The sequence below is a fragment of the Mesorhizobium sp. B2-1-3 genome (genome assembly GCF_006442495.1).
In the GTDB taxonomy this organism is placed as follows: domain Bacteria; phylum Pseudomonadota; class Alphaproteobacteria; order Rhizobiales; family Rhizobiaceae; genus Mesorhizobium.
Window position 1 is genome coordinate 29,227 of the sequence record NZ_VFWL01000028.1, and the last position, 18,933, is coordinate 48,159.

Annotated in this window: 18 protein-coding genes; 11 read left to right on the plus strand and 7 right to left on the minus strand. The window is 60.6% G+C overall.

Annotation, left to right across the window (positions count from 1 at the left end; genetic code table 11):
- Positions 1 to 231: 231 nt before the first annotated feature.
- Positions 232 to 660, minus strand: a complete 429-nt coding sequence (locus tag FJ973_RS29460; protein WP_224680354.1) for a hypothetical protein — start codon at positions 658 to 660, stop codon at positions 232 to 234.
- 1,219 nt (positions 661 to 1,879) lie between these two features.
- Here FJ973_RS29460 and FJ973_RS29470 point away from each other — a divergent pair.
- The 11 genes from FJ973_RS29470 (at position 1,880) to FJ973_RS29505 (ending at position 10,933) form a co-directional block, all read left to right on the plus strand.
- Positions 1,880 to 3,517 (plus strand): methyl-accepting chemotaxis protein, encoded by a 1,638-nt coding sequence (locus FJ973_RS29470; protein WP_140500721.1) that lies wholly within the window; start codon positions 1,880 to 1,882, stop codon positions 3,515 to 3,517.
- Between the two features lie 23 nt (positions 3,518 to 3,540).
- Positions 3,541 to 3,675, plus strand: a complete 135-nt coding sequence (locus FJ973_RS31665; protein WP_281407030.1) for a chemotaxis protein CheW — start codon at positions 3,541 to 3,543, stop codon at positions 3,673 to 3,675.
- A 20-nt stretch (positions 3,676 to 3,695) separates the two neighbouring features.
- Positions 3,696 to 4,004 (plus strand): hypothetical protein, encoded by a 309-nt coding sequence (locus FJ973_RS29475; protein ID WP_281407033.1) that lies wholly within the window; start codon positions 3,696 to 3,698, stop codon positions 4,002 to 4,004.
- The gene (locus FJ973_RS31670) at positions 4,004 to 4,522 is read left to right on the plus strand and encodes a CheR family methyltransferase (protein WP_281407031.1); all 519 of its coding nucleotides are present in this window, start codon (positions 4,004 to 4,006) and stop codon (positions 4,520 to 4,522) included. The genes FJ973_RS29475 and FJ973_RS31670 overlap by 1 nt, the downstream gene beginning before the upstream one ends.
- Entirely contained in the window at positions 4,519 to 5,238 is a 720-nt protein-coding gene (locus tag FJ973_RS29480) for a CheR family methyltransferase (RefSeq protein ID WP_281407032.1), read from the plus strand. Before FJ973_RS31670 ends, FJ973_RS29480 begins: the two co-directional genes overlap by 4 nt.
- Entirely contained in the window at positions 5,238 to 5,942 is a 705-nt protein-coding gene (locus tag FJ973_RS29485) for a chemotaxis protein CheW (protein WP_140558792.1), read from the plus strand. Before FJ973_RS29480 ends, FJ973_RS29485 begins: the two co-directional genes overlap by 1 nt.
- The gene (locus FJ973_RS29490) at positions 5,939 to 7,981 is read left to right on the plus strand and encodes a hybrid sensor histidine kinase/response regulator (protein WP_246675974.1); all 2,043 of its coding nucleotides are present in this window, start codon (positions 5,939 to 5,941) and stop codon (positions 7,979 to 7,981) included. The genes FJ973_RS29485 and FJ973_RS29490 overlap by 4 nt, the downstream gene beginning before the upstream one ends.
- On the plus strand, positions 7,944 to 8,204 hold the full coding sequence (locus FJ973_RS31530) for a response regulator (protein WP_246675975.1): 261 nt from the start codon (positions 7,944 to 7,946) through the stop codon (positions 8,202 to 8,204). The genes FJ973_RS29490 and FJ973_RS31530 overlap by 38 nt, the downstream gene beginning before the upstream one ends.
- A 22-nt stretch (positions 8,205 to 8,226) precedes the next feature.
- Positions 8,227 to 9,264, plus strand: coding sequence for a chemotaxis response regulator protein-glutamate methylesterase (locus FJ973_RS29495; RefSeq protein ID WP_140518210.1), 1,038 nt, complete (start codon positions 8,227 to 8,229; stop codon positions 9,262 to 9,264).
- Positions 9,265 to 9,311: 47 nt separating this feature from the next.
- Positions 9,312 to 10,265 carry a PleD family two-component system response regulator gene (locus FJ973_RS29500; RefSeq protein ID WP_281405099.1) on the plus strand — a complete coding sequence of 318 codons (954 nt, stop codon included), beginning with the start codon at positions 9,312 to 9,314 and terminating at the stop codon, positions 10,263 to 10,265.
- 365 nt (positions 10,266 to 10,630) lie between these two features.
- Positions 10,631 to 10,933 carry an Hpt domain-containing protein gene (locus FJ973_RS29505; RefSeq protein WP_181165450.1) on the plus strand — a complete coding sequence of 101 codons (303 nt, stop codon included), beginning with the start codon at positions 10,631 to 10,633 and terminating at the stop codon, positions 10,931 to 10,933.
- A 15-nt stretch (positions 10,934 to 10,948) separates the two neighbouring features.
- Here FJ973_RS29505 and FJ973_RS29510 read toward each other — a convergent pair whose 3' ends face one another.
- From FJ973_RS29510 to FJ973_RS29535, 6 genes are all read right to left on the minus strand, one after another.
- The gene (locus FJ973_RS29510) at positions 10,949 to 12,376 is read right to left on the minus strand and encodes a glycosyltransferase family 2 protein (protein ID WP_181168449.1); all 1,428 of its coding nucleotides are present in this window, start codon (positions 12,374 to 12,376) and stop codon (positions 10,949 to 10,951) included.
- Positions 12,373 to 13,410, minus strand: coding sequence for a HEAT repeat domain-containing protein (locus FJ973_RS29515; RefSeq protein WP_140558793.1), 1,038 nt, complete (start codon positions 13,408 to 13,410; stop codon positions 12,373 to 12,375). Before FJ973_RS29515 ends, FJ973_RS29510 begins: the two co-directional genes overlap by 4 nt.
- Before the next feature lie 2 nt (positions 13,411 to 13,412).
- Positions 13,413 to 15,167 carry a YaiO family outer membrane beta-barrel protein gene (locus tag FJ973_RS29520; RefSeq protein ID WP_140518213.1) on the minus strand — a complete coding sequence of 585 codons (1,755 nt, stop codon included), beginning with the start codon at positions 15,165 to 15,167 and terminating at the stop codon, positions 13,413 to 13,415.
- A complete protein-coding gene (locus FJ973_RS29525) occupies positions 15,167 to 15,559 on the minus strand; it encodes a response regulator (RefSeq protein WP_140500730.1) in 393 nt (130 codons plus the stop codon). The genes FJ973_RS29520 and FJ973_RS29525 overlap by 1 nt, the downstream gene beginning before the upstream one ends.
- Positions 15,560 to 15,818: 259 nt before the next feature.
- Complete coding sequence (locus FJ973_RS29530; protein WP_140500731.1) at positions 15,819 to 16,196, minus strand: response regulator; 378 nt, start codon at positions 16,194 to 16,196, stop codon at positions 15,819 to 15,821.
- Between the two features lie 5 nt (positions 16,197 to 16,201).
- Positions 16,202 to 18,643, minus strand: coding sequence for an ATP-binding protein (locus FJ973_RS29535; RefSeq protein ID WP_140500732.1), 2,442 nt, complete (start codon positions 18,641 to 18,643; stop codon positions 16,202 to 16,204).
- Positions 18,644 to 18,933 lie beyond the last annotated feature (290 nt).

Here is an 18,933-nt window from a genome sequence, read left to right on the forward strand (position 1 = left end):
CTGTACGTAGCTGCCATGCGGCATGGCTCAACCCGTGACAACGGCAGCAAGCTTCCAGCAAGATCGACCGCTTTGGTGAAGCCGGTATTGTAGTCCAACCCGCCCAGGCAGGGAGACCTGACCGTCAGTCACGGGACGTCACAGGGCAAGCAATTTGCCGCCCTGGAAATCTGGATCGTTGGAACTCGGCTATCCCGCTGATGGCTAGCCAGAAGGCTGCATAAGCCTCGCTCAGGAACGCCAGCCACCACTGCCGAAGTGACCTGAACTACGGAGCGTCGCCAGCAGGATGTTGGCTGCTCCGCGTTGATCAATCTTCGCTTGCTCACCAAGCGGAGACGCATTCCAGGCAGCCAGTTCTGACACCAAAAGAGCGGTATCCCCGTCTACCGATGCGCATCTAAGTTGTCCGTTCTTCCCCATCACGATTATAGCTGTACCTATCACGCCATATCCAATCGCAGCTATCCGCTGAACCCAGGTATCGCCGTCAACGCGGACATCGAACAGAACCGACCCTTCGGTTTTTTCCGCAGCGTCCGCCACACGATCACAGAACGGTCGATTGAGGCCTTCGATGTTGCCGAGTGACTGCTCAAACAAGGCCAATTCGACATGCTCTGCCACCATAGCTGTGAGAGTGCGCGCTAGCTGGCCCAATCAGCAAGACACCAGGACCATTATCCACAGCAGCCACAGCTGGTCCCCTTTTTGCCTACTTAATGCCTCCCGTCAGACCGCGAGCCGGGCGACGGCCTCTATGGCTTGGTCGACCTCGTCCGTCGTGGTGTAGTGTGACAGACCCAGTCGGGCGACGCCGCCTTTTTTCGCGCAGTCCAAGCCTGCCGGAGGCTTCATGGCATAGAGTCGCCGGCCCAGCCGAAGATGTTTTTCCTCAGCCAGCGCGGCCGCGTTTTCCAGCGGCGAGCGATTGGCCAGCGGCGAGGTGCCTGTTGAGCGGCAGATTCAGGGCCCTGATATCTGCGCACGCGGCACATCTTGCCCACCCCGGTTGATCGCCTAAATGTTTGGTCCCGGCATTTGCTGGAGCGGATTGAGTCTGAAGCGTTCCGGCTGTGACGCCCACGCCTTGCAGATGAACTCGTAGCGATCCTTCCGCAGTCAGCCTCCGGTTCAGCGGTCAGCTTCACTCCAATTTCTTCAAGCGATTGCGGGCCTCATCTATTCTCGGCACTACAATTGTCAGCCTACTGAATCCAGCATTCTCTTTATCACGGAAAATTTGAAGGTTCGCGCCTGCGACGCCACGCCATATGGATCAACCCCGGCATGGGACGGTCATCAGGCCCCGGGTCGAACAGGTGAGTATAGAACTTCTCTCCACCGCTCATGCTTGGATGTTGCGAGTGCGTCGAAAATTCCTTGGATTTCCGTTGTGCGCGTCCTTCCAAGTCACCAGCATCTGCAATTAGAGAACGTTTGGCTTCGTTCCAAGATGGTTCCCGGGCGGCAGCGCAAAGTCCGCTCGGCGTGCACACCCATATGTGTCTCAGCTCGGCCCTTTTTTACTTTGCGTTGGATTCAAGGTGAAATTAGGGGACGCAAGCGAGAGGTCGGCTTTCGGCATCAAGCGGGCTAAGCAGTCATTCAACTCCTGGCCTCAAGCAGCTCATGCACGCTCCACTTGACGGTGCGTGCCGCCCCAGCCGATGTCGGGTTTATCTATGTCGACGGCGAGACATGCCTTTGACCACGCTTATTGGGGGCGCCGACTGGCGAGCCGCTTCGCCATCATTAGCGATGGAACGGAAAAGAAACCATTCTGCATAAGACTGCTGCTTTTCGACGCACCTTTTCGAAACGTCGGAACGAGCGCTTTTCGCGCAGGCCTCGATGCCCCCATAGGTGAACCGGTTCCATGACGAGTCTGACAATACGCCACCGCATCCTCGTCAGTTTCGCTGCCGTTCTGGTGGTTATGTCCGTGATCGCCGTTATCGCGTACGCCTGGTTTCTTCAGGCGGAGCGGGAGGCAACTGAGGTCGAGAAGGGCATCCTTCCAGACCTCTATCACAGCACCGAGATCATGATGGGGCAGATGAAGGCACATAGCCTGCTTCAGGAATATGCCCTCCAGGACAACCCGTCGGATAAAAGCACGCTTGAAAGCACGATCGCGACCAATCGCGACCAAGTGCGGCGGTTGATGGACGAGTATGAAGCAACGATCGTCTCCGACATCGACAAGCAGAATTACGCAGTCGTCAAAGAACTCGCCAACCAATTTCGGCTGGCGGAAACTGCTGTGCTGGACACGAGCCGAGCTGCCTTGTCGAAAGGTGAAACTCCCAATGAAAGCCCGGTCATCAAGAACACGGTAGAGCCGATCTTTGTGAAATTGCAGTCCGCTCTGCAAGCCATGCTCGAGGATCACAGAGGCGAGGCAAACAGCGCGACGCAGCGGATCAGCTCAATCGTTAGCACGGCGGAAGTCGGTTTGAGCGTGGGCTTGTTGATAGCCCTCGGGCTAGCCCTTCTTTTGGGTTACCAGCTGTTTCGCGCTGTCACAGCTCCGCTCACACGTTTGGTCGACGCGGTTCAAATGATACGGCAAGGCGACTTCAGCGAACGCCTCGATCTGAGGCGCCGGGACGAATTCAGCGTGCTTGCCGACGGCTTCAACGCAATGGCAGACGATCTCACAACTCTCATTGGTCAGGTACAAAGGTCCAGCATACAGGTTGGCACGTCGATAACTGAGATTGCTGCAACCTCCAAGCAGCAGCAGGCAACAGCGACTGAAATCGCCGCGACCACGACTGAGATCCGCGCGACAGCCAAGGAAATTTCCGCCACTTCAAACGAGCTGGTTCGCACGATGAACGAGGTCTCGACAGTTGCCGAGCAAACGGCTGCCGTCGCGGGCGGAGGGCAAGAGGGGCTGACCCGTATGGAAGGAACCATGCAGCAGGTCATGGACGCGGCGGGTGCGATCAATTCCAAACTCGCAATCCTCAGCGAGAAAGCTGGCAGCATCAATCAGGTGGTGACGACCATCACCAAAGTGGCCGATCAGACGAACCTGTTGTCGCTCAACGCTTCCATCGAGGCTGAGAAGGCCGGCCAATATGGCCGGGGCTTTGCAGTGGTGGCGACAGAGATCCGAAGGCTTGCGGACCAGACGGCCGTCTCCACTTACGATATCGAGCAGATGGTCAAAGACATCCAGTCGGCAGTTGCTGCCGGTGTGATGGGCATGGACAAGTTTTCCGAGCAGGTCCGCCGGGGCATGCACGAAATCCAGCAGGTCGGCGGGCAACTCTTCGACATCATCCAGCAGGTCCAGGGGTTGGTGCCACGTTTCGAAGTCGCCAATGAAGGCATGCAAGCACAAGCGATCGGCGCGGGACAGATAAGCGACACGCTAACCCAGCTAAGCGAGGCAGCTCAGCAAACAGTCGAGTCCCTTCAGCAATCGACGCTCGCGATCGACGAGCTCAATCAAGTCTCAGGTAGCATGCGAAGCAGCATTTCAAGGTTCAAGCTGAGAGCATAGCGGGCCGGCAGTAGGAGGTGATAATGCTATTCCTCGCCTTCAGTATGGGTTCGGATCGCTACTTGATCGATGTCCACCATATTGAAGAGGTGCTGCCCTATATCGATGTGAAAGTTCTGCCGGGTGCGCCAACCGGTGTGGTCGGTCTGGTCAGTTAAACGGAATACCCATCCCTCTCATCGATGTTACTCTTCTTGCGCTTGGCCGGCCATCGGAGCGCCTATTGAGCACCCGGATCGTTGTTACGCGCTACCCGGCGCGAGATGGCGAGCAACGCCTGCTTGGGTTGGTCGCGGAACGGGTGACGGATACGGTCGAGCGAGACCCTGCCGACTTCGCGCCGTTCGGCCTCGAGCCAGGAACGCCGTCTTATCTTGGTCCGGTGACTTCGGATGGCACGGAGATCATTCAGTGGGTCAAAGCGGAAGCGCTGCTTTCGGAAGAGATTCGTACCGCATTGCTCCGCCAGGCCGTGATGGGTGTTTAATGACCGGCGCAATAGAAAAGCTCCTGATGGAAACCATTGGACTGGACAGTGCCAGCGTTGGCCCGACAGTGGTCCGTCAGGCGGTCAGAGACCGGATGGCAGCGTGCCGGATTGCCAATCCTCAGGCCTATAGGGAACACTTGACCGGTTCCCCGCAGGAGCTTCAGGAGTTGATCAATGCGGTGGTGATCCCGGAGACTTGGTTCTTTCGCGACCGAGAAGCGTTCACGATGTTGGCGCGGCATGCGCGCGTGCACAAGCGTGCTCAGCCAACAAAAGTCTTGAGCCTGCCATGTTCAACCGGTGAAGAGGCCTATTCGGTCGCAATGGCCATGTTCGATGCCGGTTTTGAGGCGCACGAGTTCAACATCGATGCGGTGGACGTCAGTACCCGCAATATCGCGCTGGCTGAACGTGCCGTCTACGGGCGCAATTCCTTTCGCGGCAGCTATCTCGAATTCAGGGACCGCTATTTCGAAGCGGTCGAGGGTGGGTTGCGGCCCAGTGCTGCGGTGTGAAACAGGTTCGCTTCAGGGTCGGCAACCTATTCGGTACTCGCGCAATTTTTGGGCAAGAGGTCTACGACATCGTACTCTGTCGGAATTTGCTGATCTATTTCAATCGCGAACTGCAGGATCGCGCATTGACCCGCCTGAAAGACCTCTTGGCCACGGACGGACTTCTTCTGGTCGGTCCCGCGGAAGCAGCACTTCCAAGGCTGCATGGCTTTATTTCCGCTGAATGGCCCTTGGCCTTTGCCTTCCTAGAATCGGAGCCCATCAAGGCCGCGGCGCCGACAACTGCTATCCCGGTGCGGACATCAACCCCGAAGCTCAACAAGAGCAAGCCCGTTCTTCGGCCACGACTGACCGTCGGCAAGGAAAACAGTGCGCCGGCCCTGGCCAAGCCCGTTGATCAGGTCTCGGAAAGCCTAGTCGCGGTTGAACGGATCGCCAATGCGGGTCGGGTAAAGGAGGCACAGGAGGTCGCCCTCGCCCATCTCGAGAAATTCGGTCCTTCCGCGCAAATCTTCTACCTGCTGGGCCTCGTTCAGGATGCGGATGGCGCTGCATCCAAGGCCGCGCAAAGCTATCGCAAGGCACTCTATCTCGCGCCAAATCATCGAGAGGCTCTGGTCCACCTGGCTTTGCTGCTTCGCAAGCAAGGCGACCACAGCGGCGCCGAGGCGCTGGCCGACAGGCTGGTCCGGGTCCAGAAAAGGAGCGGCACCTGATGCCGGCTTCGACAAGGATCGCTCTGCCAGTGGAGCAGATTGAAATCGACGATTGCTGGCGGCGGATAGGCGTTCGGGGTGACAAGTCCTGTCCCCAACTGGAGCAGCATCTACACTGCCGGAATTGCCCGACCTACAGGAAGATTGCACGGCGCCTCCTTGATCGTGCGGCGCCCTCGTCATATCGCGGCGAATGGCCCGATAGCGCTGGTCGTGCAGCGGTCGTTTCGGCGGACGATGAAGCGCTGCAGACGGCCGTTCTCTTCCGGTTGGGGAACGAATGGCTGGCGCTTCCAGCTGGCATTTTTCATGAAGTGGCTGAATCCCGTCCCGTTCATTCCCTTCCACACCGCAGGAATAGTGCAGTGCTCGGCATCGCCAATGTCCGGGGCGAATTGCTGATTTGCCTGTCGCTCGCTGAATTGCTCGGGATCGACGAAGCCAAGGAGGAGGAACAAGGCAGACGAGCCAAGATATTTCGCCGCCTCGTCGTGGTGGGCGAGCGGGACAAGCGGGTTGCTTTCACGGTTGATGAGGTCCACGGCTTACATCGCTACCGGGCACGCGACACTCTCGCCGTGCCAGTTACGATCGGCAAGACGCTGTCGGCGGCTACTGTTGCCGTTTTGCCCTGGCGTGAACGGGCTGTTGGCTGTCTCGACCCGGGACAACTGCTCACGATGATGGATCGGAGCATGGCATGACAGATGAGGACTTCAGTCAGGTTTCGATGTTGAGCCTTTTCCAGGCCGAACTGGAGACGCAATCACAGGCTTTGACCTCCGGCCTTCTAGCGCTCGAACGCGATCCTGTCGCCACCGACGCCCTGGAAGAATGCATGCGGGCCGCGCATTCGCTGAAAGGAGCAGCCCGCATTATCGATCTGACGCCCGCCGTCAAAGTTGCAAATGCAATGGAAGATTGCTTGGTCGCCGCGCAACGTGGGCATCTGAGGGTACGCAAGGAGCATATAGATGCGCTTCTGCAAGGCTCTGACCTTCTGAAATTGATCGCATCGGGATCATCGAACGAGAGCGTCAACCCGGAAGTCGAAAGCTTTCTGGCGAAGTTCGAGGAACTGTCCCTCCCCGAGCCCGCACCCCAAGATTCGGCAGCTGATTTCGCAACCCCAGAGCATAGCCGAAAAGAGCCGGCGGCAACCTCGTCAGCGAACCCTCTTGTCGAGCCGAAAGCTCAAGCCCGAGGGAGCATCGGCTCAGATAGAATGGTTCGGGTGACGGCAGACAGCCTGAACCGACTGCTCGGTTTGGCTGGCGAGTCGCTGATGGAAGCTCGGCGGCTCAGGCCATTCGCTGACGGGCTGCTGCGGCTGAAGCGCCTTCAATCAGACATCGCAAGTGCGTTCGACAATCTTGATGCAGTGCTGCTGCCGGTCGCAAAAGATGCGGCTGTGGTGGAGGCGCTGGTTGAAACGCAGCGAAAGCTTCGGTTGAGCCAAGCCTTCTTGGCGGAGCGTCTCGATGAGTTGGATTCAGTCGATCGGAAAGCCACCGATCTTGCCAACCGATTGTACGAGGAGACGTTGGCGAGCCGGATGCGGCCTTTTGAGGACGGGGTGAGACACTACGCAAGAACGGTCCGCGACCTCGGTCGTACACTTGGCAAGCGGGTGCGACTGGAGATCGTAGGCGGCTCGACCGGCATCGACCGCGATATCCTCGAGCAGCTGGATGCCCCCTTGGGGCATCTTCTGCGCAACGCGGTAGACCATGGGCTTGAACCGCCTGATGAGCGCCTCGCAACCGGCAAACCCGAAGAGGGACTCATCAGGCTCGAAGCGAGGCACAATGCCGGACTGCTGCAAATAGCCGTGGTGGACGACGGCAGAGGGATCGAGCTCTCGAAGCTGCGCGAGACTGTCGTCGCCCGGCAGTTTGCAACCAGGGAAAGCGCCGACGCGCTCAGCGAAACGGAATTGCTGGCATTCCTTTTTCTGCCCGGCTTTTCGATGAAAGTTGGCCTGTCCGACGTCTCCGGCCGTGGCGTGGGACTCGACGCAGTGCAGGCGATGACGAAGGAGGTCCGCGGAATCACGAGCGTCTCCTCGGAATTTGGTCGAGGAACCCGGTTTCAACTGCAACTGCCGCTGACGTTGTCAGTCCTGCGCACCTTACTCGTCGAAGTCGATGGGGAGCCCTATGCGTTTCCACTCGCTGCCATCTCCAAGACAATGAAATTGCAGCGGGTGGAGATCAACCTCCTGCAGGGCCGCCCGCATTTTCGCTTGAACGATCGACAGATCGGGTTGGTGACAGCGCGCGAGGTGCTGGATCGAGGAGAGTCTGCGTCCGAACCAGAGGAACTCTCGGTCGTCGTGGTGGAAACGGGTCGGGGGGACGCCTACGGCGTAATCGTCGACCGTTTTCTCGGGGAACGCGAACTGGTGATCAGACCTCTCGATTCCCGGTTTGCCAAGATCAAGGACATCAGCGCAGCGGCCCTGATGGAGGACGGTTCGCCTGTTCTGATCTTCGACGTCGATGATCTGGTTCGATCGGTGGAAAAGCTTGCGTCGTCCAGCGGATTTCGAGCCCTTCGGCGAGCCGTGGGCGGTCCCGGACCGAGCAGACGCAAGCGCGTGCTGGTGATTGACGATTCACTCACGGTTCGCGAACTCCAGCGCAAGATGCTGGGCAATCACGGTTATGACGTCGAAGTGGCAGTCGACGGTATGGACGGGTGGAATGCCGTCCGATCTGGTCCTTTTGATCGTCGTCACTGACATAGACATGCCGCGCATGGATGGTATCGAACTGGTGAGCCTGATCAGAAAGGACGTCCATCTCAGGAACACACCCATCATGATCGTTTCATACAAGGATCGGGAAGAAGACCGCTCGCGCGGGCTTGACGCCGGTGCCGACTATTATCTGACCAAGAGTACCTTTCAGGACGAGGCGCTGATCCATGCCGTCGTGGACATGATCGGCGAGGCGACTGAATGAGATCGAAATTGGCGACCAACGAATGAGAATTGGCGTAGTCAACGACATGCCGATGGCGGTTGAACTTCTGCGCCGGCTGGTCATGTCGACCGGCGAACACCAAGTCGCATGGATTGCGACCAATGGGCGTGAGGCGGTCGAGGTCTGCAGACGTGATCTGCCGGATCTGATACTCATGGATCTAGCGATGCCAGAGATGGACGGGGTGGAAGCGACCCGCAGAATCATGGCGGAAACCCCATGTTCAATCTTGCTGGTGACCGCCAGTATCGAAGCCAACGTCGCCGGCGTCTACGAAGCGATGGGGCATGGCGCGCTCGACGCCGTCGATATTCCCTCAGTAGGCATCGAAGGTGATGCGTCCTCGCAATCCGCACGGCTGTTGACCAACAAGATAGCAACGATCGGCAAGCTGATCGGCGATGCGCCGGGCAAGGCAAGAAGGAGGATGTCCCGTGCGGCTGAGCCGACAACTCGGCGGCTAATTGCAATCGGTGCCTCTGCTGGCGGGCCGGCCGCCGTTGCCGCAGTCCTGAGCGCGTTTCCCGTTGATTTCGCCGCCGCCATCGTGCTCGTACAGCATCTCGATGCCCAATTCGTTCCAGGCCTTGCTGATTGGCTCGGCCAGCATACGCCTCTCCCGATCCGTCCAGCGCGGGAAAACGATAGTCCTCAAGCGGGCACCGTTCTCATTGCCAGTTCCGCGGATCATCTGGTTTTCAAGTCAGCTCAGCAACTTGGCTATACGCCTAGCCCCGAGGACAGCGTTTATCGGCCGTCCGTAGATGTGTTCTTCGAAAGTGCCGCGCAATGGTGGCCTGGCTCGGTGATTGGAGTCCTGCTCACAGGCATGGGCAGGGATGGTGCGCACGGGTTGAGACAGCTCCGCGACAAGGGGCATCTCACAATCGCGCAGGATAGAGCAACCAGCGCCGTCTACGGCATGCCGAAGGCCGCCGCCGACGTCGGCGCGGCTGTTGATATTCTTCCTTTGAGTGCGATCGGCTCACGCATAATCGAAGCCCTTTCAGCGCTCCAGGTGAAAGGGTTCGTCCGATGACGCTAGAACCACAGCTGGTCCCACCACTTGCAGATAACTATTCATCCATGGTTCTGCTCATCGATGACCAGATCATGGTTTGCGAGGCGGTCAGGCGCGCTCTAGCCAGCGAGCCTGATATCTCGTTACACTTCTGCACCGACCCATTGAGAGCGATCACGGTCGCCGACGAGGTAAAGCCAACCGTCATCCTGCAGGATCTCGTCATGCCCGGGGTCGATGGGCTGCATCTGGTGCGAGAATACCGGAAGCATGCTTCGACACGCGCGGTACCAGTCATTGTGCTGTCGAGCAAGGAAGACCCAGCCACCAAGGGCGAAGCGTTCGCTGCGGGAGCGAACGATTATCTCGTAAAGCTTCCGGATCGTATCGAGCTGATTGCACGCGTTCGATATCACACGCGGGCCTATCTGGATCACGTCCAGCGAGAAGCTGCATACCGAGCGCTAAGGGAAAGCCAGCGACAGCTGATCAGTGCTAATCTCGAGCTTGAACGTCTGACGCGGATCGATGGCCTGACGGGCCTCGGCAACAGGCGCTATTTTGACGAATATCTGGCGTCTGAATGGAAGCGTGCTTTTCGCGCACAATCCCCATTGTCGCTGTTGATGATCGATGCCGACAACTTCAAACGATACAATGATACCTATGGCCATATGGCCGGCGACGAGGTGCTCAAGCAAATCGCCCGCGTAATCCAGAGCGGTTCCGGCCGTTCCACCGATCTCGCTGCGCGGTACGGAGGCGAAGAGTTCGTCGTCGTGCTGGTCGACACTTTACTGGAACAATCCAGTGCGATCGCAGAGCAGCTCGTCCAGAGCGTGCGGGAGCTGAACATACCCCACGGCTCGGATCGCGTGACCATCAGCGTTGGCGTCGCAACAGCGGTGCCCACCGAGAACGAAACGCCGAAGGATTTCGTCAATGCCGCCGATCTGGCTCTTTTTCGTGCCAAATCGGAAGGACGAAATCGTGTTGCGCTTCAGATGTCCCGCGCTTGACGAGTGGCTAGGCAAACTGTTGGGCCATGCAAGCCGTATTGCCGGTCGTGAGCTCATGGCGGCAGGATGGTACACTTTCACCAATTGCATGATAGCGGACGTGCTGCGGCCGCCGACCTGTCGGCCTATCCGAATACCGCAGCAGGCTCCAAACATTTGAAAATACGTTGAATGCACCCCGCTCGCCGGCCTTCAAGAAGGTCTATGCCGACCAGCTCGCTCATTCCGCGGTTGGACATCAAAAACTCATCGCCATTGCATTTGGCTGAAGCGGGCGCCGCAGTTCTGCTCTGACAGGAGCGTGGACCGCAAGCAGTTCGTTCCACTCCACCGAGTTTTCTGCTTGAATACCTCTAAAGCCATCCATGGAGGCCCCTTCCATTCTGAATGATCCCTTCGCCCCCTTACGACAGCGTTTCCTGGCTCGGTGCGCCACTCAACTCGCGGAGTTGAGGGCGGCGCGTCAGAGAGGCCCGTCAGTGGGCTCCAACGACACCCTGATTCCCACCGCGCACTCGCTCGCCGGGGCCGCGGGGACATTCGGGTTTGCGGAGATCAGCGCGCGGGCATCGGCGTTGGAGACATTGCTGATCGAGCAGGCGGACGATGGGGCCTCGCACGCCGCACTCGATGCGCTTATCACGGAGATCGAGCGGACGCTGAAGTGACTCAGCAGACGGGGCTCACTTCTTCGCGCCGCCCAGGCCGGTCCTGGTCATCTCACCCCAGCTCTGGTCGGCCCGAAGAAATTGCCACCAGCCCTTCACGCGCCAGAAATTGTTGAGCTGGCGGTAGCCGAAATTCTCGATCACGGCGACCGCCGTCAATACCGCGAGGTCCCTGGCGCGGGGAAAACGCTGCAACTCGGCCTCTTCGAGAACGAGGGAGCATACGCTCACGCAGACGCCATAGGTGAAGATGAGCGAGGTGAAGGCCAGAAGATATTCGGCCGAAAGGACACCGAGCAGCCAGAAGGCGGGGATGAGGATATAGCCCAGCACCTCCGCCACCGGTCCCAGAACGTCGACAATGAAGATGTGGCCGAAGCCGAGAAAGCCGACGCGGCCATAGCGCGGGTTGAAGAGCATGGAGCGGTAGCGGAAGAAGCATTCGAGCGAGCCGCGCTGCCAGCGCGTGCGCTGCCGGGCAAGGACGCTCAGCGATTCCGGCGCCTCGGTCCAGCACACCGGCTCCGGAATGAACTGGATGCGGTATTTGCGCTTTTTATCCCGCATATAGCGGTGCAGCTTGATGACGAGGTCGAGGTCCTCGCCCATCGAACCCTTGGTGAAGCCGCCGACCGCCACCACTTCGGCCCGGCGAAACATGCCAAAAGCGCCGGAGACCAGCATCAGTGTGTTGATGCGGCTCCAGGCAAGCCGCGCCATCAGGAAGGCGCGCAGGTATTCGACCACCTGGAGCAGTGGCAACAGACGGCGTGGCAGACGGACTTCGCGCACCCTGCCTGCCTCGATCCTGGAGCCGTTGGCGATGCGGATCGTGCCGCCGACGGCAATGGTGCGCTCGGGGTCGTCGATGAATGGCTGGGCGGCACGCATCAGCGCGTCGGGCTCAAGGATAGAGTCGCCGTCGATGACACAAAAGAGCGGCGCGCGACAGACATTGATGCCGGCGTTCTGGGCGTCGGCCTTGCCGCCGTTCTCCTTGTCGACGACGAACAGCCGCTCGGTCATCGGTGACGAATAGAGGCCGCGGATCGGATTGTGCGCGAGCGCCTCCTCATGGGGCCGATGGAACTTTACCAGCTTGAACGCCTCGATAAGGCGCAGCAAGGTCTCGTCTTTCGAGCCGTCGTTGATGACGATGACCTCGAAATTGGGATATTCGAGCGCCAGCATGGAATGGACGCTCTCGACCACGTTCAAGGCCTCGTTGTAGGCGGGCACCAATAGCGCGATCGGCGGCGCGACATCGCCATAGCGGTGCCAAAGCAGCGCCGAGCGCGCGACCGGTGGGCGCTTGGACAATGCATAGCCGGCGACGATGAGCTGCAGGAGGTATATCGTCGTCTGCGCCAGCCCGGCCCCGATGATGAACCAAGACAAGATGGTGGCGGCAAGAACGATCTCGTCGCTCCAGTCGGCGATCATACGGCTGGTCCCTCGGCAAGAATGAGCGAGGCGGTGCGCTGGCTGCGCGAGACCTCGCTGTCGGCAATCTGGCGCAGCAACCGCTCTCCCGGCTGGCCGAAGGAGCGCAGCGCGTTGGCGGCGGCATAGCGCACGTTCCACACCTCGTCGCCCATCAGCTTGGATAGCGGCCGGCCAAGTTCGGCGAGGCCGAGGCGGCCGGCGGCATCGGCGGCCGCGCTGCGCACCTCCCAGTCGCCTTTTGTCATCGCGGTCGAGAGGATCGCCGGCGCGTCGGCATTTCCGGTGAGGCCGAGCGCCCGCAGTGCCGCCGCTGCAACCTCGGACGAGGCGTCGTCGGCCAAGCGGGCGAAGAGATCGGCGAAGCGGAAGCCGCCGGCGCGGGCCAATGCGTCGATCGCGGCCGCCCTTATGAAGGGCACGGCGTCGGCGCGCGCGGCATGGTCCGCCAGTTCCTCCAGGCGCGCGTGCGGAAAGCGCCTGAACAGCTCGATCAGGCGTCGCGAGCGCTGCCCGGCCACGCCGATCTTGCGCAGCGCAATGCCGAGCGGCGGCAGGCTGTTCAGATCGCAGAGCGCTATGGCGACGGCGATCCTGACCTCGCGCGAGCGGTCGTGGTCGAGCGCGGAAAGCAGGCTTGCCACCGCACCTTCCGAGCGCAGCGCCGCCAGCATCTCGGCCGCATGGATGCGTTCGGCGCCGTTGCCCTTTTCCAGTTGCCTGCCGACAAGGGCCGGCAGGCCACATTCCTTGAAAGCAGCAAGGACATCGTCGTGCTCCTCGCCGCGCAAAAGCGAAATGAACTCGAAGCCGGTATTGATCGCCACGCCAGCCGGCACCGAAAGAATGGCCGTTTTCAACACCTCGCGGTCGCGGCTCTCGGTGAAGGCGATCAGCGCAGTCAGAAGCTGACGCCGCTGGTCGGCCGCAGCCTTGCTCCGGCGCTCCTGCAGGACGCGTCTCGCGATCAGGAACAGCATGATCACCAGCGAAAGAGCGCTGAGCAGTATGGAGAGATCCCAGATGTACCACATGGTCAGAACCGCGCGGTCAGGCCGAGACCGAATGTATTCCGGTCGAATCTCGGTCGTTCTTCATGCGCGATGCTGGCGCGCAACGTCAGCGGATCGCTGATGTCCCAGGAAACACCACCAAAGACCGCGCGCGTCGGCACCAGCGTGCCGTCGGAGATTTCGGGAGCGTCGGCATAACCGCCGAACACGTTGAAGTGCGGTGTCGCAGCAAGGTCGACGCGAAGCACATAACCGTCTGCGCCCGTGCCGATATCATCCTGCGCATGAACCCAGCGGGCGGAAAGCCCCAGGCGGCCGTCTAGGATAGAGGTCTGCACCCATGGCGAGATGCTGGTGACATTTGTGTCGGCGAAATTGTCGTAGCGGGCGTCGATGTTGAGCGAAAGCGGGCCGAACGCCTTTGCCGGCGCCATGACCTGCCACGAAGCCCCGGCGCCGATCGAATAGCGCGCGAGGAAATCAGCGTCCGGCGTCGCCGCCGCCAGAGCATAGGCAGAGAACGCCGGCGAGAAGGCCTGGTCGATACGGCCTTCGATCTGGACGTCGGTGCGGCCGAAGCGTGTGGCCAGCCGGGTGCGACCGGAAATCGTGGTGCGCGGCGACAGCCGATAGGCAAGACCTGCCGAACTGTCGGTCCAGTCGCCGAGCTCGCTGGTGAGATCGCTCACCTCGCTGCCGAGATCGAGCCGCCATTTGCGCGGCGGCGGCACGGCCAGCCTTTGCTCGATATCGAAAGAGCCAGGCTCGACGGCGAGCGCTTGGCTGTAGGCATCCCGCGCGTCCTCCTCTTTACCCTCGGCGCGGCGCACATCGCCGAGCCCGACCAGCGCCTCGGCATTGCGCGGATCGGCCGCAAGCACGCGCTGGAACGACTGCCCGGCCCGCGTGTAATCGGCCTCGAGCAAAGCCACTCTCGCATCCAGCTCGAGCGCCTCGACATTGCCTGGCACTGAGGCCAGCACGCCATCGACCAAGCGGCGGGCGCTCGGCGCGTCGCCCCGCCAGATCGCCAGGCGCACCTTGCCAAGCCGCGCGTCGAGAAGGCCCGGCTTGATCGCAAGCGCGCGGTCGAAGAAAAGCCCCGCCTCGTCGAAGCTTTGGCTGGAGCCGACGACCAGGCCAAGGGCGACGAGGATGTCGGTGTTCTTCGGCGCCAGTCCCAGTGCCCGGCGATAGACTTTCTCCGCCTCGGGCAGCTTTCCCGCCGCTCGCAGGCGTCTGCCCTGCTCCATCAGACCGGCGACGGGATCGGGCCGCCGGCTAGTCGGTTTCTTTGTCGGCGCCGGAACCGCGGGAGATCGTCTCACCTCACTGCCGGCGGCTTGCTTCGCCTTCTGGATATTCGCGATAAGCGTGGCGGCGTCAGCGTTGCCGGGCTCGGCCCGCAGGGCCGTTTCGGCTAGCGGAAGCGCGGCATCCAGATTGCCCGAGCGGAACTCGACCTCAGCCATGCCAAAGCTGGCGTCCCGATAGGTTGGGGCCAAGGACAGGGCATTGGAAAAAGCGTCGCGCGCCGCCGACAGATTGTCGCGGCCGAGTTCGGCAAAACCGAGTTGCACCAAGGCGTCGGCGTTATCGGGTTTAAGCGCAAGGGCGCGCCGTAAAAACTCCACCGCCTCGTCAAAATGCTGCGCTTGCCTGGCCTTGACGCCGAACTCGTAAAGTTCATCCACCGTCTGCGCCAGCACCGCGCCCTGGGGCGCAGCGATCGCCAGGATCAGACATGCGCCAAGGGCTGCGCACCGGCAGCGCCGCATCAGCGTTTCCCGCTCTTTCGCGCGAGCAGACGCGCCAACCGCGCCAGAAGCTCCTCGGGGATGAATGGCTTCACAAGGTAGTCGTCGGCTCCTTTTTCGAGGGCCGAGACGATGTCCCTTTCGCCCTTGCGGGCGGTCAGCATGACGACCGGGGTTTCGGACAAAGCCGGATCGCCCTTGATGCGGGCAAGGACCTCCAGGCCGTCGGCCTTGGGCATCATCGCGTCGAGCACGATGATGTCCGGCGCCTCATGCTCTGCCTTCGAGAGCGCTTCCGCCCCGTCTACTGCTTTGATGACCTCATATCCCTTTGCCCTGAGCCTGAATTCCATCAGCTCGATCAACAAGGGATCGTCATCGCAAATCAGAACTCTTGCCTTCGCTCCGTTCACCAGCCTTGCTCCGGTTCCGTCGCCCCCCGGAGTGATCCCATGAACCGACATCCGCCAATGCGGTCCATGCAGACAGAAATATTCGTCTCGACTCTCTCATCGACGTCCGCCGATGCCACACGATTATAGACAACCTGATTCGCTGCGCCTGCACCTCGGCACAATCAGTAGATGAATAAGGCGACATGGTATAGGAGCCCTGAACGGCATCGCACAGTGTGCAGACAAACTGCGCTCGGTGGCCAAGCCATACGTCGGCTCAGGTGCGCGATAGAAGCAATCTTTTGACTTCACCGGCAAGCGCAAGCGGGTCGAAAGGTTTGGCGATCACCCCCACCGCCCCCATAGCCAGATAGCGTTCGACCTCATGCGTCTGGGTGCGCGCGGTGATGAACACCACGGGTATCGACGCCGTCGGCCGGGACTCGGCCAGGCGCCTCAGCGTCTCCGGTCCGTCCAAGTCCGGCATCATCACATCGAGCAGGATGAGGTCGGGCCGCCATTCGGCGGCATCGGCCAGCGCCTGCATGCCCGAAGAACAGGATCGCACCTCGAATTCCGGCTCGAGCTCCAGCGACATCTGGGCGATTTCGCGGATATCGTCCTCGTCGTCTACATAGAGGATCCTTGCGGGCATTAGCATCACTCCTTGGCGTGCGCGGCAGGCCGAGTGCCATTGCGGGACGAAACCAACATGTTCCGTACCAACTTTGCCACATCGATTTCCGACGCTCTGGTCTTGGTCATGATCGCCTGCACCCGATCGCCGAGCTTCTGGTCGAGTTCCGCCGCCGAGAACACGATGACCGCAGTCTCGAGCGGCAGATCGGTCAGGAGGTCGAGGCCCGATCCGTCGGGAAGCGCGATATCCAGGATGACTAGGTCGAAGCGATAGCGGGCGATCGCCTCCTGGGCCTGCTTTAGTGTCTTCGCCGAGGTGATCGAGACGCCCGAACCCAGCCCTTCTGACATCACCGCAAGCACGCCCTCATCGTCTTCGACATGCAGGATTTGTGGCTTCGGCTCGACCCTACGGCCGACGATCTTGGCAAGAGCGGCGTGAAGCCGTTTCGAATCCACCGGCTTCTCCAGCCAGTCGACGATGCCGACGGCGCTGCCGTTCAGCGAGCGCCTGGCCTCGTCGGCGACGGCGGAGATGACGATGACCGCAATGTCGGAATTCACCGGTGATGCCCGTATGTCGTGGAAGAGCTTGATTCCGGATTCCCCCGCCAGCTTGATGTCGAGCGTCAGCGCCACGTAGTCGCGCGAGCTCAGCAGCGCCTTGGCGGTGTCGATATCGGGCGCGACGTCGCTGGCAAAGCCTTCTGCATCGAGAAGTGCTGCGATCACCACAGCAATGTCAGGCTCGTCCTCGCAGATGAGGACACGCAGGCGGCCATCGCGCTTGCGCGCCCGGCGCTCGACCGAAACCGGCTTCTCGGTCTGCCTGTGCGCTTCGGGGAGGTCAATGTGAAACGAGGTTCCCTTGCCTTCCTCGGTTTCGAAGGAGATGCCGCCGCCCAGCTTTTCAGTGATGGCCTTGACGATGCTCAAGCCCAGGCCAGTACCGCCTATCTTGCGAGTGCTGGAGGCGTCCGCCTGCTCGAACTTCCCGAATATGCGACTGCGGAACGCCTCGGGGATGCCAGCGCCCTGGTCCACGACCGAGATGCGCAGCATATCGGGGGCACGACGATGGAGTTTCACCGTGACGATGCCATCAGTGTGCGAGAACTTGATCGCATTCGACAGCAGGTTGGCCATCACCTGATGCAGGCGATCCGGATCTATGTTGGCTTCGGCGCGCGGGGCATCGTCGACCAAGACGATCCTGATTCGGCTGTCGGCCATGTAGTTGGTGCTGGCGGCAATCGCCTGTTCCAGGACCGGGCGGACAGCCATCTGCCTGATCTTGAAGGTGATCACGCCAGATTCGATCTTCTCCATATCAAGGATGTCGTTGATGAGAAGAACCAGCCTTTCACTGTTGGTGTGGGCGATGTTGACGAGATTGGCGGCCTTGGGCGGCAGTTCGCCGGCGACGCCGGCCGCGATCAAACCAAGTGAGCCGCGGATGGAGGTCAGTGGGGTGCGCAATTCGTGGCTGACCGTCGAGATGAAATCGTTCTTCAGCTGGGCATTTCGCTTTTGCTCGGTGATGTCGCGATTGTAGGTGATGACGCCGCTGATCTTGCCGGTCTCGTCGCGGAACGGTGCCTTCAGCGTGTAGAGCCAGCCTTGTCTGCCGTCCGGGAAAACCGCCGGCTGGTCGATGCGCAGCGTCTGCCCGGCTTCCAGAGCGCCCATCTCATCCTGCCGGAAGCGCTCGGCCACGTCCTTAGAGTAGAAATCGAAATCCGTCTTGCCGATAAGCTGTTCGACCGAAGCGGCGCGCATCATTTCGGCAGTGGCGGGATTGGCGGCGATGAACCGGCCGTCGACATCCTTAATGTTCAGGCAATCCGGGAGTTCGCGGACCATGGCCCGGTAGATCATGTTGGACATCGCAAGATCGCGCCGCCGCTGCTGCCGGTCCAGCAGAACGCTTATGAGGACGGTGCTGAGGAAGCGGAACACGAGTGATGGGAGTGTGCTCTGCTGCACCAGGTCGGCAACGACTTGCGAGGGGATGATCAGGAGCGTGATCAGCCCGGCGAAAGCTACCGACACGCCGAGTCCGAATATGTCGAACATGGTGCGAGACCGGGCAGTAACGATGTGGTGCCACGCAATACCGACTATAGCGGTGATGAGGATCCCCACGACACCGACGCTCGCGCCCTGTCCACCGAGATAGATGCGATAGGCAATGGAGCCGGCAGTAGCGATGAACATCGCCGGCCATCCACCGAAGAACGCGGCAGCCGCAATGAAGGCGGCGCGGAGATCGACGACGAAGCCGGAGACGGACAAGCCCGTCGCCATGGAAATGATCGCGCCCATGCACATGACCACGCCAAGAACCAGCGACTGCATCCGCGTCGACAGACGCCCGGTGAAGTCCGCCACAAGATCCCAGGCGACCACGAGGATGGAGACTAGAGCAAGATTGGCGAGGAGTGACTGCCAGAACTCGGTCATGACTTTCCCGCTCCTTTTCCCGATAGATACCGCCAAAACCTATCCGAGGTCTAAAGAAGCTACAGGCTCCGGCCCTCTGCCAGTTGAGGCTCGCTGCTCGAAGTCGCGTTGGTGGTTAATCCGCGCGTCGACAGCCCTCTGGCCGAGCCTGCCATAGCCCGGGCGGAACCATCCTCTCCGCTCGCGGTTTGGGCGAGCAACCCAAAGGGAGAGCTTCATGACACAATCGCGCGATTGGTTGATACAATGGCTGAGGGACGCTCACGCTATGGAGGAGCAGGCGGAGACGA